The sequence below is a fragment of the Erwinia sp. OLFS4 genome, assembly GCF_002752165.1.
GTDB lineage: Bacteria > Pseudomonadota > Gammaproteobacteria > Enterobacterales > Enterobacteriaceae > Izhakiella.
Genome location: NZ_MOMB01000061.1, coordinates 35688 through 52233, shown reverse-complemented (window position 1 = coordinate 52233; position 16546 = coordinate 35688). Strand labels below are relative to the sequence as shown.

Sequence of the window (16546 nt, the reverse complement as noted above, 5' to 3'; positions counted from 1 at the left end):
TTCCGGTACGGCGTCACCATTATCCGTCTGAAGGGACAGTTTACGGCACAGTTCCTCGCGCTCCACCAGGGCATTGAGCATGGCATCACTTGTCACGTTCTGTGCGGTGGCCAGTGACGCGACACGTTCACGCAGGTTGTCAGAGAGAAAGACGCCAGCCCCGGCTGCAACCGCCGGGGGTATCCTGACGCGGCGTGATACGGGCTTGTAGATTTCGCCGGTCTCTGGCCTGATTTTCAGGCCAGCCTTAAGCCAGCGGCTCAGCTCCTGGGGAAGGATATCCGGGTTGTCCTCCAGAAAGCGGGCACGGTTTCCGCGCGCCGTTCCGTATACACTGTCAATGTAGTCGGTGAGCAGCATAACGATATCCACATAAGTGTTTATAAACATAATCGTTTATATCACATGCATACAGGACTGGCGAGCAGTGCGCAGCCGGTCCAATGAATGCCGCTTCAGCGGCATGGAGGCGCCAGCCAGTGCTGAATACAGCTTTACTGGTGAGTGGCGCCGTAGCCCGGCGCAGCCGGTTACGTTGTTGACAGGTTCCATCAATCAATACCTTCCGCCCTGCCAGACCAAACCCGCTGTAAGCGAGACAAAAGCTTCTGTGCGCCGTCGGAGTGATTCCGGCATAGCCGGAATGTATCTCCGCGTTAGCGGGCCTTCAGGGCCGCTTACGGGCGTGTCACTCAGTACCTCCAGCGACACTACTTACAGCGGCTCAGGTTTTTAGTTACATCATCCATCATTAAAAGCGACGTTGTTCCGGCCCTCAGGGCCGGGGCAGGGCCGCTTTTCAGGGGTGGGGCGGCCTGTGAAGTTACAGATACGCACTTAACGGGTGAGAAGAGTAAATTACAGGATGTTGTAATTAAAGCAGCTGTAGTTGTAATGCCCCGGGCTTGCCCGGGGAGCTACCTTTTGAAGGTGTTGAGTGTCTGCACAATGCGTGGGGGATTGTTTGCCCCGAAGGGGTGCTACTCCTGATGCCATGCCGAAGGCTGGCTCATGAGAACTCCCTTTTTGAAGGGCATGTTTTGTTCAGGATTAACGTTCGGAATTAGCACTTTTACGGGCTGCCTGTTCGGAATTAATGCCATATCATATGCAGCGATGAAAGCATGTCCGAAATTAAGCGTTTTATTTTTGCACAGTCCGGCTTGCCGGCGTCATAACGTCATCTCCGTCGTGGCCGGCACGAACGCTGATGGCGGTTTCAGTGCGCAGAAATACCTGCCGGCAGCGCAGTTCTCAACGCCGCGCCAGCACAAAAACCGCGAAGGACGCGGTGGGTTAAAAGATGGGGTATCAGAGGGTGATGCCGGCGCTTTCCAGCAACAGCCGGTAATACTGTTCGGGGTCCGTGCTGTGCAGAAGCGGGTGCTCAGCCTTCACAACGTTTTCCATCCGCAGCTGCGCGGCGTAAGTGCATCCGCCGCCGCTGACCCAGCGCCGCCAGGCGCTTTCATAGCGGTTGTCGCTTTTGCCTGCGCGCAGCTGACGCAGCTTGCGCGCCTGCTCGTCCAGTACCGCGCCCAGGTCTTCCTGCACGCGCTCTTTCTCGGCCCGCAGTTCCGGACTGACCACCCAGCGCTTTATTTTTTTAAGGCGGTTTTTGAGGGCGTGGTGGCTGTCGATACTGATACCCAGACGCGCCATTTTCAACTGATGCCGCTCGTATTTCTGGCGCATGGATTCTGCCACGCCGCTGGCCACCGCCCACTGGCGGTATTTGTGCAGCCAGGCTCTCACGTTTTCCACCGTCATACCGCGCGAGGTGAAACAGGTTTCGGTCAGAAAAATGCGCATTGGTTTGTTCTGGCCGGTGTCTGAGTCTTTGTCGCGGTGAACCACAACGTAGTCCAGCTGCTCCAGCACGCGCAGGGCATTCAGCAGGATGTCGTAGGCTTTGCGACCGCTTTCATAGACGTGCAGCACGCCCATCCGGCGCGCAAGCTCCTCGACGGGCATCATCACTTCAAACATATATTCGCTGTCGGGGCTGTAGTCACAGTTCGCGGCAAGCACCAGCGACAGCGCGGTCAGCGCTTCACGGCTCTCCGAACGCGGGGTGATGCGCATCGGCTTCGGCCGGAATGACGGATCGAACATGCGGGTGTAAGGGGTGTACCCCTGCCGCCGCAGGGCAATCAGGTCCGTGTTACGGCGCCAGTCGTGGCCACGAAAACACGCCACGACTTTTGCGGCCATGCCACGGGGAATTTTGCCATTGAAAACGGGCTGATGATTACGGTGCGTTTTTGGCAGTCCTTTCCGGAGGCGATTGGACTCGCCGCGCCGGGAGGGACGGTACACACTTGGTGTGTCAGACTGTTGAAGAGGGATTACCGCGTCAGCCACTCCTGCCTGCGCTTATGTTGCGCTTAAGGAGTGAGCACAGAAAGTATTGTTTTTTTCTGAGCATGAATCTATACTCCCCGCATAGAGCAACAGCTTCTATGCAGATTATGTGATGCCCCGTTAATCTTTCCAGCCCGCCAAAGCGAAGAGATTATCGGGGTTTTCTTTTTTCTGAAACCGGTTGTTTGTTCCGCTTCAGTTCCCTGCCACCTTATGGCGTGGCCCGCCAGAATGTCTTAACGATCCGTAATCTATCACTAGTCCTTCAAAGGTTCAAGAAAGTAAGCCCTTTAATGTTTTCCCCTGCATCTCGCTTCTTTCTCAATGAGTTGCTTCAGAATATCGGCTTGATTTAAACCATCCTGTTTACACATATCCATTAAGAGAGCTTTTATCTCAGGTTCAACAAAGACTTTTATCTCTTTCCTTGATTCCTTTTTTCGAGCAATTGAAAGACGCTGTTTGTCTGCATCACTCAAGGGGTTACCTTTCCTGTAAGTGCGCTTCTGTTTCGGCTGCGCAGCAGTTGACTGTTGCTGTGGCATGGGGCCTCCTCAGAAAAAATTAAAACTTTTCGACAGAATAGCATAGTGATACAGGTAATAGATTCACTTTTTTGCAGGACGGTCAGCAGGCGAACTGACCGGCCGGGCGATTACGGGGACGTCTCTGAGCCTCAGCGGGTCAATATGACCGCAGCCAGAAGCACACCGGGCCGTCGCCCGGATCGTGTATCGATCCTATAAACCAGGCATCCTCGTCCGGCGCAACAGGCTGCCAGTGACGCACATTTCCCCGGCCTCCCGCGTCCCACGCGAGCCAGGCGGCCGGGTCGTCATACTGCATCACACTCACTTCGCACTGCAGCCGGTGCTGATGCAGGAATGCGGCGAATTCTCCGGGCGTCAGCCCCTGTAGCGCCGGGTGTGTTCCGAAGCCCCGGCGGTCGCGGATGACCGGCTCCGGGTCAAATGTCGCTGTCTTCATGATGACCTCCGTTTTTTTCTGAAAGGGCGTGCGAACATCAGCACGGTGGAGGTACCGGCATCATCTGCCAGCTCCGGCGTCAGGCCGTAGTGTCTGGCCAGTACCGTGGTCAGGATGAGGATATCCACCACGTCAGGCAGCGAAATTTCCAGGGCCGACAGCCGGATATGCTCCGGTAAAAGCCGGGTGAGGCTGATTTTCCCCTCCCGGATGGTCAGGTACAGCTTCACGTTCCCCCCGCTGCTGAAAACAAGCTCCGTCACCGCCTGCCCCGCCCGGTAGCAGGTCAGCATGATGTTGTCGATGCCGGGCAGGTTATCGCTGAAGCCCTTCAGGAAGGCGTCAAAGGACCCCGAGCGCCATATCCGGTCTCCGGTCATCACCTCAGCAAGAAAGCGTTCTTTTGTCATTGCGGTTCCTCACTTATGCACCGGCGGGCGGCGGGTGAATACGAGGTCAGGCACCCGGGCGGCCAGTTCCGGCATGTCGCGTATAACCAGCGCGTTCTCGCTGTTGCGCTTTTCCGCTGACCGCGTGTAGTTGAAGCTGCCGGTTTCCACCGTGCGGCCGTCGGTGATAATTATTTTGTCGTGCAGGATGGCGTACTGCCCGCTGGTGCGCACCGGGATACCGTGGCTCACCAGCAGGTTCATGGCGGCCCGGACAAGCGCCTGCACGATATCCGGCGCGGTGAAGCTGTAGCCCGCCAGGCGTATTTCCCGCGTGGCAGCGTCAAGGGTGTTCAGAACCAGCGTCTGCGCCGTGCCTTCCGGCGAGAAGCCCACGCTGACGCCAGGCGCGGACAGGCCGGCCAGCGGGCACAGGAGTATCAGGCCGCTGACCAGCAGCGGCAGGCATCGTTTCTGCATTGCGTTTCCTTTAAGGGGGTCGTGAGCAGACGGCGGTTTTTAACCGCGTCTGTGAGGGACCGGCCAACCGCAGGGCGGCAGGCCGTCAGTGTTTTCCGGTCAGCTCCGGGTTAATCAGGCTGATATCGGACAGTGCGTTTTTCAGCAGGCGCCAGCCCGTCGCGAAGCTGACGATATCCGCGAGCGGAAACACCCACAGGGCCACGTCACTCCAGGGTTTTCTGTCGGTTGAGAGAGACATCCGGTTCCGGCTCAGGGCGGGCGTGACGCAGGATGTTCACTTCATCGCTCTGTAGTCCGGTCATCCGTTGCTCCTCCTGTTTCTGTTCATGTTCAGGGTCATAGTCATTCGCCTGCGCGAGTCCGGCTTCCTGCTCCAGCTCCTGCGCGGCCTCTTCAAGCTGCGCCTCTTCCGCCACCCGTTCAGCTTCAGGCTCGTCCACCGATTCAGGCTGCAGTTCCGGCTCATGCTCTTTCAGCGCGTCCTCTGCCGCCTTCTGCAGCGCTGCCTCACCCCTGACGACCATCTCCTCACCGGTCGGCACAGCATCATCGGGGATGTCGTGGTGCTCCGGGCGCATCACCACGGGGTTATGGGGGTTCTCCTCCATCAGCCGCAGCGCCTCTTCCGGCGTGGTCGCCTCCAGTATGCCGGCGCGGCCTTCGCCCTTCTGCAGCACGATACGGCTGCCATCAGCGGCACCTTCATAGCGCGCATTATCCATATCCATTTTTCCGGTCGCAGGAGATACCGGCACGTGCCAGTTTCCCCGCTGATGGCCGTGCTCATTGATAACCGGCCACATCACCGCCGGTGACTTTCCGGACAAAAAGCGGGCACCGGCGGTCAGGGTGCTGTCAGTGCGCGGCGCGAGCCGGGTCTCTGCCACCGGAAGACTGCTGTCCCACAACCGTACTTGCCTTTCAGCACGAACGTCTTCCGCCCGCATCACCACGTCATGCACGGTCTGACGTTTACCGCTGTTGCGCTCCACCGCCGCTATCCAGCCGTCCATATCATCGGCATAAACCTGTACGTGTTCTTTTGCCCGCGACAGGGCCACATAGGTGCTGTCCATTGCCGCCATCTTTTTGCGACCGCCATCCGTTCCGGTCAGGGCAATCAGGTAAGGTACTGAGGCCCCCTGTGCGCTGTACGTGGTGACGGCATAGCCGTAATCCAGGTGACGATCGGCATTTTCCGCTGACGGGTCGAGGGTCAGCGTCCTGCCACCGGTATCCAGCGTGATGAGGCCTTCCGGCGTGACGCCGGTGACGGTGGCCATATCGCTGGCGCGCACGTTGCGCTCCCTGTCGGTAGCCGTCAGGCGGACTTTTTCCCCGACGCTGAGTTCGACGGACTTCGGCTCAAAAACCGCCACCATTTCCTTGCGCAGTTCTGACGGGCTGAACCAGCGATCGTCCGCGCCGTCCAGCCCCTGCAGGCGGATAACACCACTTTCCGTATCGGTCTTCCCGATCCGGAAATACCGTTCTCCCATCCGCACGGTATTGCCGTCGTTTTTCTCCCAGAAGCTCACCCGCCCCAGATCGGCGTTGCTGTTGCCCACCCTGACCAGGTGCGGCACAGTGACACTGTCACCCAGCGCCCCCTGTGCTTTCAGCCGCTCATGAACCGCTGCGTTAACCGCCATCCGGTCGGCATTCAGCTCTGCCACGATCAGCGTACTGTCGCGTGCCTCTGCCGTTCTGCCGGTAAAATCGGCGGCAATGAGGTCGGTGATTTCTGTCGCAGGAAGGGCAGTCAGCGGCAGCTGACCTGCACCGGCCTCTTTCTTCGCCTCAGCGGTCGCCGCCCGCACGTCCATCGTGCTGCTCTCCGGCACATATGCACCTTCAAGCCTTGGCACCGTCTCTGGGGAGACCTGGCTGGCCACGGAGACCGCCTCACGCACGTTACCGGCGATGATGGCCTCAACGGCCGGCTTCAGCGCCGGGGTCTGGCGGACAATTTCCTTCATGACCGCCACGTCTGCGGCACTTCGTTCCAGCGCCAGTGCAAAGGGCGCCCCGGACTCGAGGGATTTCAGCTGGTCCCGGTCACCGCTCAGTACGGCGCGACCGCCCCCGTCAGATATGGCCGTCAGCAGCGAGGCCAGCTGGGCATTGCCGTTCATTGAAGACTCATCGATGACAAACAGGGTGTTGCTGAAGTCCCGGACCTCTCCGGATGACTGCCACTGGCTGTGTTCGCTGAGAAAGCTGGAGATGGTCTGCGCCGGAATGCCGGCCGCCGTCAGTTCGCTGACCGCGCGGTGGGTGGGCGCCAGCCCGGCTGTCACCGGCGGGTTATCCAGCCCGTTCAGCGCGGTGGACACCGTTCTGAACTGCGTGGTTTTGCCCACCCCGGCGTAGCCCTGTATCGCGGTGATACGGTCCGCCGAGGTCAGGATGAGGTTTGCTGCCTGACGCTGGCCATCCGTCAGCGGCCCGGCCTGTTCAGCCGTAAGACCGGCTGCTGCAAGCGGAGGAACGGCATTCTTTCCTTCCGCCACGTGACGCAGGATGGTCAGTTCATTGCTGAAGTTATCCCGTGAAATAAAGAGGCCGGCCGCGCCCTGCTCCGGGCTGAGCGGAATAATGTCACCTTTATCCTGCAGGCGCTGCAGCTCAAGCCCGACCCGTTCAGGAGAAAGCTGACGGTCAGTTTCCATCACCTCAGCCAGCACCTTCATACTGCTGAAGGTCACGCCGGTACCGGTAGACTTTTCAATGGCAATCCTGACCGACCGCTCCGGGTGCGTCATCTTCCGCGCCTCCAGCGCCCGCAGGGCATCTGCCATATCATCCTCCCCGACAAGCGACTTCACGCCCTGGGTGACGGTGACCGACGGCCTGTTTTCGTCCAGACGCTTCGCGATGGTCTTCTCATCAAGCGGGGTGAAGGCAATGACGCTGTCACCGCTGCGCTTCAGCATGTTCAGGGTGGTGTCGCTGACGTCCTTTCCGGACAGCATCGCAATCACGCTGCCGCTGCTGCTGCGCGTGGCCCCGAAGGCCTCCGTATAGCCATATCCGGCGTACAGCGGCTCACTCATATTCACCTGCAGGCGCTCCCCGTCAGCGTTCTCCATCACCAGCCGGTCCTTAAACAGCCAGCGGCCCGCCTTTATGCCGGTGACCGTCAGGGTTTCTCCGGCGCCGGCTTTTGGGTGAACATCAGCCGTAGTGCGCAGGCGTTCTCCCTCACGCAGCTCCAGCTTCTTCTCACGGTAGAGACGGTAATGGCTGTCGATATCGCTGATTTTCAGGCCCTGCGTGTGGCCTTTTGCGTCGGACAGCGTCAGCAGGTTGTGCTTTTCGCTGACGCCTGTGATGGTGAAATCTTCCATCAGGCCCCGGCCCGTATGATGTTCCAGCACCATCCCTTCACGGTATTTACTGCGATCGTTGCGGGTGGCGGCATCGATCCAGACGGGTTCGCGCACGGTCACCTCGCCCAGCACGCGGCCAAGCTGGCCGTCCTCCGTCATGGCCTCCCGGATGCTACCGGTCAGCTGCGACCGTACCTTTGCATTCCCGGCCTGCACGGTGACCCGTTTGCCCGCCGAGGTTTCCTGAGCGTAATAGCGTGCTGCCACCGTCAGGCGGTCAGCCACCGTGTCCTTCTGCACCAGGGTGACGGACACGGCGTCGCCGGTGGCGGTCGCCGTGAGGCTTTTCACCCCGGCCGCCTTCAGCACCTGGGTGGCAAAACCGGTGGTGCGACGCGCATGCGTGTCGACAACGATTGTGGTCGCCCCCTGCATACCTGCGGCCTTCAGCACGTCATGCATCGCGGTGGTGCTGAAGCGCTCGGCCTCACTCACCATCACCAGCGCGTTTTCCGGCAGCGGGTTATCCGCCAGCTGCCCGGGCGTGGTCAGCATCACCCTGGCGTTATCGCCAGACAGGGCAGACTGTCGTTTCAGGCTGCCGCCGTCTGCAGCCACCACAACCAGCGGCCGATCATTTTTCTCCGCGAGCTGCAGCACTGAGGTACTGAACTGCTGCAGGTACGCCTGGCCGCCACGCACGTCCACCAGGGTAACAGCCCGGTTGGCATCAGCCAGCTGCGCCATCACGCCGCGTTCCCCGGAAGGGGCCTGCAGGGAGCCTTCCCGCCCCGCCAGTCCTGCCGCCACCTGAGCCAGGCGCTGCTCGTCCCGCAGATGTTCAGCGGAAGTGAACAGGGTCTGATGCCTGTCAACGGCCATGATGGCGCCCCGTGAGATGGCATGGTCAATGGCCTCCCGCGCACTGGCATACACGCCCTTCTCCACCGGAATATGCGTCAGTACGCCGGTCAGCACGCTGTCGTAGGTGAAGCGAACGCTTTTCGACGAGAGCCGGTTGATGGCACTGGCCACCGCGGCCTCCAGTTCAGGCCGGGCTGCTGCGCTGACGGCACCGTCCGCGTTTTTTCCGTGCAGACGCGGCTGGCCATATACCTGAGACTGCTGCTCTTTATCTGCCTGCAGGCGGCTGCCATTTCCGTTGACGGTATACCTGAAATCCACGAGTTTAAAGCCAGTATCGTGCAGCTTTTCCTGCCAGTGTTCCCGGACAGACTCCATTTCGCTGAATTCTTTTTTCTTCCGGGAATCAAGCGCCGCCATACTTTTGGCTCTGGCACTGGCGTCCTCGCCGACTGCGTCCAGTATTTCCTGACGGCGGGAGGAAAACTCTTTAACCGGGACACCGGCAATATCCCACTCGCCACGCTCTCCGGTCTCAATTATTGGATAACCGGCCTGTTCAAGATCCTGACGAAGAAACCCCCGGTATAACCCTCCTATGCTGACCTGCTGTGCCCAGACCTGATCCGTAAACCCCTGTTTGTTCATGGTATCCGAAGAAAGCGTTTTCCAGCCTCCCTGTGCGAGCGTCGTATTTACCACCACCGCATGCGTGTGAAGCTGGGGATCGAGATTCCGGCTGGTGTCATGCATAAAACAGGCTATCAGCAGGTTACCCGTGGCCTCCATCGCAGAAACACCGTTCTGCATGGTGCGGGTGGTGGCCAGCTTTTCCACTTCATCCAGCGTTTTCTTCACTGCCCGGTTATGCGCTTCAACAAGAAACTCATCCCCACAAACCAGTGCGAGCACCGACACGCTTTTGGGAGCTGAGAAAGTCAGGTCATAGCCGGGACGATGCTTGTTTACACCGTTTTCCATGCGCGACAGGTCAGTACCATCCGGCAGTTTTCCTTCAAGGACGCTGGTGAACATCGCTTTGTCGACGGGACCCTCCAGCCCCAGCGACTCTGCGCCGGTACCGTACCATTCCGTCGACTGCTCCCCCAGGAAATAGTAGTTATCCTCGGCCGTGTAGTAATTACCCGCGCCGCTGGCACTTTTTACCGTTGAAACTGACAGCATCCATTCCTCCTTAAAGCTTCACGCCAAAGTCTTCATCGCTGCTCCGGTGCCGGACATCCTGCACGCTCTCCATCTGCCCCACCGGCACGGCCTGCGCGACGGGTGACGGGCCATCCTGTCGGCATTCGCCGTTCTCCGGCCCGCTGACCGGCGGCGGGCTGGTTTCCCTGCCCTCCGGCTCGTGGTTACCGGCCGGAGGCTCTCCGTTTGCGCTGTCCTTATCACCGGACGTAGCTGCAGGAATAACGGGCACAGTACTGCCCTCAGCTGCAGCATCAGCAAAAAGCCGCTCAACGATTTGTCCGGTCATTCCGGCCGCATCTCCTTCAGCCATCTGCTCTTCCAGCTCGGGGTCAAATAAATCCTCCACGTTGCGATCAATTCGGCCCTCCGCAATCTGCCGGAACGGCTCACGCTTCAGCTTCATGCGAACCACGGGCCATTCACCCGGCAGGGTGATGTAGCACTCCAGATCATTAAGGGACTGGATATCGGAATAGCTGACGAGGTACTCATTCACCTCGTCTTTGGAGAACTGGACGCCGTCGCGAATGATGTCGACGCCGTAGCTGTACTGATCGCGGAACTTTTTATGGCGGCGCTCACCAATTTCCCGCTGCACCCACTCCGCCACAGGACCGCTCGGGGCACGGTAGAAGATGCGGGTATTGAGCAGGTCCCAGATGGCCTCGGCGAAGTTGGGGCCAAACTGTTCTTTAAGCTGCGGAAAGTTCTGCAGCCCCAGCAGGGCACATCCACCAAACTTGCGCCCTTCGGCGCAGTATTCGGGCAGAATGGGCAACTTGTGCAGTGACGGGACTTCGTCAAGAAACAGCCAGATACGCCGTTCACGGCTGGCCGTCAGGCCAAGAATTCCGGTCATGGTCATATAGAGCCATGCGGAGAGTAACGGCTTGATGGCGTTGTGGCTGCGACCGTCACTGGCCACAAAGATCCACGGGTTATCACCGTCCGCATCTTCCGTTGCCAGCCAGTCACGAATGTTGAAAGGCTGACGTCCCTGCTGATCCAGCCCCTGCAGATAGCGCAGTGAACGTGCGTAGGTGGTGAGGATGGTCCGGATGGTCATCGCCGTTTTCTCAATGCTGCCATCCACCAGGTTGGCCGCATCAGTCCCCTGCAGATAGTCGCGCAGGTCTGCCAGGCTGATGGACATCAGTTTTTTCAGCAGGCCGGCGATGTTACGGTCCTTTTCTTTCGCCATACGCCTGGCGGTGGCGACAAACAGTGCTCTGGCTGACAACACCCAGAACGGGTCACCGCCGCCGTTGCTGTCAGGCAGCAGGGTGGTGGCAAAGTTTTCGAAGTCGGTAACGGTCTGGCACTCGGCCCACAGATCCCAGGGGGCACAGCGGGCATCGAAAGGGTTGAGGATTTTGTCTTTGTCCTGCCTGAAAAACAGCGGGATGAAGTTGTTGCCCTTGTCGTAGATGATGACGCGATCGCCTCTGGCGCGGAGCTGCCTGAGCAGGTTATTCAGGGCGGTGCTTTTGCCGCTTCCGACCGTACCGTGAAGGCCAAAATTTTGCGGTTCAGAATCTTTCACGATATGCAGACCGCAGATATTCAGGGGCGACTGCATGCCGGCCTTTTTCAGCAGCCGGTTTAATTCTTCCGGCCCTTCGACCAGATCGCGTCCACCGACCTGCTCATTGTCACGCTGCTTTTTACCCTTACTGCCCAGATACCAGGTAATGGCAAAAATGGAACCAACAAAGGTGAACGCAGCAAGGCCCCAGCCGTAAAAAGCCGCGTTTTTAACGGCCTGTCCCATCTGAATAAAATAAGGATCGGTCATCACCTGCTGGGCGGTGTGTTTGAAAGTCACCACGTCGCCATCGGGGCGCTCAAAATGGAATGTCCAGCTGCCACCGGAATCCTTACCGCTGATATTTTTAAACGGCATGATGAGCCACTTAATCAGCCAGTAAGCCCCCCCGTGACAGAAGGTCTGCAGCGAAAGGGTCAGAAACATCCAGAGAAAAAAGACGGCAACGGAAAACATCAGCATCCAGTACGAAGCGATATTCATGATTTGCATGAACATGCCAATCATGTACTTCATCACCTGGCCGCCCTGGGTGAAGTCGCGGGCATTGAGGCTCATCAGAATGCCTCCGCGAGACGAAAGTAAACTCCACGGGAAACGTTGACGTATTGCAAAAGAAATAACGGGATCAGATGAAGTTGCATGTTCACCTCGGTTGTTGAATTGTGGAAAAGGTTTTTCCGGCCAGAGACCTTTGGGCAAAGGGCAACCGGACACACTTCAAAGTGCTTTTAAAAGCCTTTTAATGGTGCTTATGTATGTTAGAATTCACAGGAATGCTTAACTAAGGGGTAAACAAAATGGCTTATCAGATACTCACGACAACTGCTGCAAGCATTACCGACCTCAAACGTAACCCTATGGGTACGGTGGCTGAAGGGGATGGCCATGCTGTGGCTATTCTTAATCGCAACGAACCGGCGTTTTACTGCGTTCCTCCTGACCTCTATGCCCGGTATCTTGAACTGGCAGAAGATGCTCAGCTGAACCGTATTGCCGATGAGCGTCTTAAAGACGCAGAATTTGTGAGCGTCTCGCTCAATGACCTTTAAACTCGAATTCGAAAAACGGGCGCTCAGGGAATGGCGTAAGCTGGGGCATTCTGTTCGCGAGCAATTTAAAAAGAAGCTGGCTGAGCGTCTGAAAAACCCTCATGTTCCGGCTTCAGCATTGAGCGGCAGACGTAACCGTTACAAAATTAAGCTGAGATCGTCAGGCTACCGGCTGGTATACGAGGTTTGCGACAACAGGATTGTTCTGCTGGTAATTGCTGTCGGTAAACGGGAAGGTGACGACGTTTATAATCTTGCAGATCAGCGCTAATCAGATGCTTTGATGTTTCAGGTATATTATCCTTATGTTGACATTAATTAGTCGTTTGTCTGGGTTGCAAATATCGTTCTCACAGGCTTTATTAAAGGCTGGGGGTGGTAACCCCCAACCTTAATTACGTTTCCACCACTATCAGTCGATAAACTGGCGGATCAACTCCAGGACAGCAATCAGCGCGTTTACCAGCGCGACCATAGCCCGCAGAGCGATGATTATCAGATTAATCATCCGTTTACTCCGGTTAAGGAGTGGGAAAACCGCTGATTGCCCTTACATTGCCTGTCACAGCGGATATCCTCCAATGTCAACTGAATGATCATCCCCTCTCCGGCCTGAGCACCGGATCAGCACCATCTGTTACCCGGCCAGGACTTTAATCCGTCAAGCCGCCTGGGAGGCAAGCCTGAGAGGTGATAACCCACAAAATTGACCGACGCAGTATACAATGCCCCACTGAAATTTGCATTTATGGCTCACTGGACGTATGATTTTCACGTCAACTGAATGATTGTTCCCTGGCCTGAGTGCCGGAAAACGAAGAAGCCCGATCTCACCAGTCGGGCTTTTTTTCCCCTACCTTTTTACTTCAGCTACCGTTTTCATAGCTTCATTAGCATCAATATCTTGATTTAAAATAATTTCAATTAGCCATCTTTTCTTTCGCGGCAGACACTGCGCCAAACAAACCTGCGATCTGATAGCGGGAAATATCCACATTAAATACGAATAAGGAAATTAAAGTCGTTATAAAATTACCAATCACCAATGGTATCAGACTCCACTCACTCACCAAACTAACAACACCTGATACCAAAATCAGAAAAAACCATACCATACCATACACTTTCACTTTCTTACCTATAACTCGGCTTAACTCAAAACGGCTAAGTATATCCTTATCAAGCATGGCAAAAATTCCCGCATATGATGCTACGAACGCAAAAATTACAAGCCAATGAAACAGTCCAAAAAACAAAAAAAACAACCAAAGTAAGAAGCCATCTTGAGTCGGAAGTGAAAAATAGCTGAGCAACGCAAAAGTACAGTAAGCAATAAAATGTATTTTTACTTTGCCAAACATTGAAAAAAAACCAGGAACTTCCCTTTTAGACTCAGACATTAAGGAAGCAATCGCTTTTGAATCTTTTTCAATCTGTTCATATGTCATCATTTTTATCACCTGTCACTCAATCATTCCTTTCCTTTCGTATAATCCTTATAGGAATGATTTACTAAAGGATTAACAATTGTTTTTTCTTGTTGTTTATCAGCTGCATTTTTATTTATGGAGTACTCCCTATCTATGTTTTCCATATCCTGCCTACGATTGGCCCTCCCCTGCTCTGTGACGGAACGGCCCTCTTCCAGTTTATGTTGAGCAACAGCTGATTTATTTTTAATCACACGCTGCACATCATCAACATCTTTTTTCACATCAGTGCGGATATTATTATCAGCCACATGGCCATCAATCTGGTTATTGGCGCTGTTGTATGCTCCACCGAACTGCGCACCAGCAGTGTTGGCCGGAGACGTCATGCCCTGCCCCGTCTGACCGGCATTACTTTCATAATTGCCATCTATGCGACCGCGCAGCTTCTCATCCACAAATTGCTGCACCAGCCCTTCGCGACGCTGTGAAACATCCGTATCGGATGCATTGGTGAGGATTTCCTGAGCCTGCTCCGGCGTCCGCTCTTTAACCCATTTCGCAAACTGCTGGTTGTAGTTCTCCTTCGCGCCGGCGCTGAGCGTTTCCGTTTCGGAAGCCATCCGCTGCAGTTCGTGGGTATGCGACTGACTGGTGGTGTACTGCTGATACGCGCTGTCAGAGGTGGTGATACCGGCAGATATCTGGTTCATCAGACCGGAAGCATTCGTATCCACATGCTGACCATTGTGGGTCATATTGTAATTACGCAATACGTCCAGCCCTTCACTGAAGTCCTTCGCCTCACGCGCCGACAGCGTGTGGCCATAATCCTGTCCTTTCCGGCCATCTTCCGTTGTCTGAGAGGTGGAACCCGTACGGGCAGTCCCTTCCAGTCCCGCATGGATATCACCTTTGGCAGAAGCGCCAGTCACCCACTGCCCGGCTTTACCCCACAGGGATTTACTGGAGTCAAATCCTGCCTGCCCCCTCATACCCGCATTCACCGCCAGATCACGTGATTTATTCTGCAGTTCTGAGTACCCCTCATTTGTGCCCAAATGATTACGGTTATTGTAATCACTGGCCACGTTCATCATTTTGTGCACTTTTTCCGCTTCATTGACACTCATGCCGGTCTGCGCAGACAGTGAGGATGAATCGCTGTTACCAAACTGATCATGAAACTGCTTAAGCTGCGAGGCCGTTTGCTGAACAGAGTGGTTGTAACCACTGAGCGCCGTTTCGGTCTGGCTCATGCTGTCGCGGGTCATCTTCTGCGCCGCACTGGACAGGTGACGGTCCCAGTTCAGGTCAACCGGTAGCCGGCTGATGCCCGGCGAGGCATCCCAGACGGTCTGGCCCGCTGCAGTATGGGTCTCCATTGCCCCGTTCCCCAGCTGCATCGACGTGTTTCCTTCACGATACTCCCGGTTCAGGTTGGTCTTGAAGCCGTTGATGTTCTCCATCTGCATGTTGGCCATGCTGTAGTTGCCGGAGGCCACCGCAGAGGCGTCTGCCGTGGATGCCCCACCGAGGGCACTGCCGAGGCTGGAGCTGAGGCTCGCAAAGTTCTGTCCGAGCTGGGTGAACAATTTGAACGCAAGGAACGGTATCGACAGCATCAGCCACCCGGCTATTCCCGCCGTGGTGCTGCTGGTTTCCATCAGGCGGTTCATGTTGGAGAGCGTCGGCCCGCTGGCGTTAAAGCTGCCCTGCGTGCCAAAGTTAACCGCAAAGTTGAAGATGGCAAACATCACCGGCCAGAGCATCAGGCTGCCCATGAAGTTCAGGTAGTTTTTACATACGGTCATTGATATCTCCCGCACGAACAGCGCCAGCACCATCACCGGGAAGATACACACGCAGAACAGCAGCAATACCGTGTGCAGCTGCGGCAGCACCTCGGTGGCGATGGCATAGCTGACCGCATGGGACAGTCGCAGCTTCATCAGCGACTGCTCTGAGGCAATATCCACCATTGAGGCGGTGTCGTTCATGCCCTTCACGTAGCTGTTCAGGCCCCGGCGAAGACCGGCGACCGCCACGTTCTGCAGTATGATGTTTTTGGCTGACTGGCTGCTGCTGAAGAAGTAGTTATAGCTTCCCTCCAGCTGGCTGGCATAAGCCGTTGCCGGCGAGGTCGTCCCCGGCAGCATGCGCGCCGCATGGTACATAAAGGTGCTGCTCTCCGGCGTGCCCTGAATGGCCAGCAGGTTCTTCAGGCGTGGAGCAGCATCGCGGCAGTACATAAAGGCGCTGCCGGCGGCGTCCCGCCAGTAGATGCCGCGCAGCGGACTGGGCTTGCTGAAAATAACCGACTGCACCTCTGCCGACGCCATCACGTCCTGCATGCTGTACTTATGGTTGAGCATGATATCCGGCACCACGCAGTTTTTGGTGAACGATACCATGTTGATGGCCAGCACCGGATCCCGTCCGGCAATGGTGAACGAGTCCTGCATCAGCTTTGAGGCAAACATCATCCCGGTTTTGGTGTATGTCCGTTCATCCGGAAAGTGAAAGAAGTTTTCATAGGTGGTGGCGATGGTATACCCCGTGCCGGTAACGATCCACAACGGGGCGGCAAGCCCCAGAGGAACGTTATCCACGCGCCCGACAGTATCCGGGGCGGTCAGGTCGTTAACCACCACCGTCACCTTTGGCGTCAGCAGCAGCGCGGTGACGATGACGAAGGTGAACGCCCAGTAGAACATCACGCGCAGATCGTGACTTTTTAAGTAGGTATAAATACACGTCAGAATGCCCAGCACCTCGGCAATCCACATCACGCTCTTCCAGCCGGTATCCCTCATCATCGCGGCTACGGCGTTCAGCCCCATCGTGATCATGCCGCCGCTGCTGGTTACCCAGATATCAATGGCCATCC

The 16546-nt window shown here is 56.5% G+C and carries 13 protein-coding genes and 1 pseudogene; 2 read left to right on the top strand and 12 right to left on the bottom strand.

Annotation, left to right across the window (positions count from 1 at the left end; genetic code table 11):
* The 9 genes and pseudogenes from BL249_RS15730 to traD all read right to left on the bottom strand — a co-directional run.
* Positions 1-390 (bottom strand): annotated as a pseudogene (locus BL249_RS15730) (hypothetical protein); the annotation flags it as partial.
* Positions 391-1311: 921 nt separating this feature from the next.
* Positions 1312-2214, bottom strand: coding sequence for a Replication protein (locus BL249_RS15720; RefSeq protein ID WP_241898902.1), 903 nt, complete (start codon positions 2212-2214; stop codon positions 1312-1314).
* Positions 2215-2356: 142 nt separating this feature from the next.
* On the bottom strand, positions 2357-2428 hold the full coding sequence (gene tap / locus BL249_RS19520) for a RepA leader peptide Tap (RefSeq protein ID WP_078005087.1): 72 nt from the start codon (positions 2426-2428) through the stop codon (positions 2357-2359).
* Positions 2429-2654: 226 nt separating this feature from the next.
* On the bottom strand, positions 2655-2909 hold the full coding sequence (repA, locus tag BL249_RS15705; RefSeq protein WP_078005081.1) for a replication regulatory protein RepA: 255 nt from the start codon (positions 2907-2909) through the stop codon (positions 2655-2657).
* A 139-nt stretch (positions 2910-3048) separates the two neighbouring features.
* Positions 3049-3351, bottom strand: a complete 303-nt coding sequence (locus BL249_RS15700) for a hypothetical protein (protein ID WP_078005080.1) — start codon at positions 3349-3351, stop codon at positions 3049-3051.
* The gene (locus BL249_RS15695; RefSeq protein WP_078005079.1) at positions 3348-3761 is read right to left on the bottom strand and encodes a hypothetical protein; all 414 of its coding nucleotides are present in this window, start codon (positions 3759-3761) and stop codon (positions 3348-3350) included. Before BL249_RS15695 ends, BL249_RS15700 begins: the two co-directional genes overlap by 4 nt.
* A 9-nt stretch (positions 3762-3770) precedes the next feature.
* Positions 3771-4220, bottom strand: a complete 450-nt coding sequence (locus tag BL249_RS15690) for a phospholipase D family nuclease (RefSeq protein ID WP_099706594.1) — start codon at positions 4218-4220, stop codon at positions 3771-3773.
* A 206-nt stretch (positions 4221-4426) separates the two neighbouring features.
* A complete protein-coding gene (traI, locus tag BL249_RS15685; protein ID WP_099706593.1) occupies positions 4427-9604 on the bottom strand; it encodes a conjugative transfer relaxase/helicase TraI in 5178 nt (1725 codons plus the stop codon).
* A 10-nt stretch (positions 9605-9614) separates the two neighbouring features.
* Positions 9615-11732, bottom strand: a complete 2118-nt coding sequence (traD, locus tag BL249_RS15680; protein ID WP_099706592.1) for a type IV conjugative transfer system coupling protein TraD — start codon at positions 11730-11732, stop codon at positions 9615-9617.
* Positions 11733-11974: 242 nt separating this feature from the next.
* Between traD and BL249_RS15675 the strand changes: the two genes are divergently transcribed.
* A complete protein-coding gene (locus BL249_RS15675; RefSeq protein WP_099706591.1) occupies positions 11975-12226 on the top strand; it encodes a type II toxin-antitoxin system Phd/YefM family antitoxin in 252 nt (83 codons plus the stop codon).
* Complete coding sequence (locus BL249_RS15670; RefSeq protein ID WP_099706590.1) at positions 12216-12497, top strand: type II toxin-antitoxin system RelE family toxin; 282 nt, start codon at positions 12216-12218, stop codon at positions 12495-12497. The genes BL249_RS15675 and BL249_RS15670 overlap by 11 nt, the downstream gene beginning before the upstream one ends.
* 141 nt (positions 12498-12638) lie before the next feature.
* On the opposite strand, the gene dqlB is transcribed toward BL249_RS15670, so the two are convergent.
* From dqlB to traG, 3 genes are all read right to left on the bottom strand, one after another.
* Positions 12639-12734: a DinQ-like type I toxin DqlB gene (dqlB, locus tag BL249_RS19400; RefSeq protein WP_275094175.1), complete on the bottom strand. Its 96-nt coding sequence runs from the start codon at positions 12732-12734 to the stop codon at positions 12639-12641.
* A gap of 412 nt (positions 12735-13146) precedes the next feature.
* On the bottom strand, positions 13147-13677 hold the full coding sequence (locus tag BL249_RS15665) for a hypothetical protein (RefSeq protein WP_099706589.1): 531 nt from the start codon (positions 13675-13677) through the stop codon (positions 13147-13149).
* 20 nt (positions 13678-13697) lie between these two features.
* On the bottom strand, positions 13698-16544 hold the full coding sequence (traG, locus tag BL249_RS15660) for a conjugal transfer mating-pair stabilization protein TraG (protein ID WP_099706588.1): 2847 nt from the start codon (positions 16542-16544) through the stop codon (positions 13698-13700).
* Positions 16545-16546 lie beyond the last annotated feature (2 nt).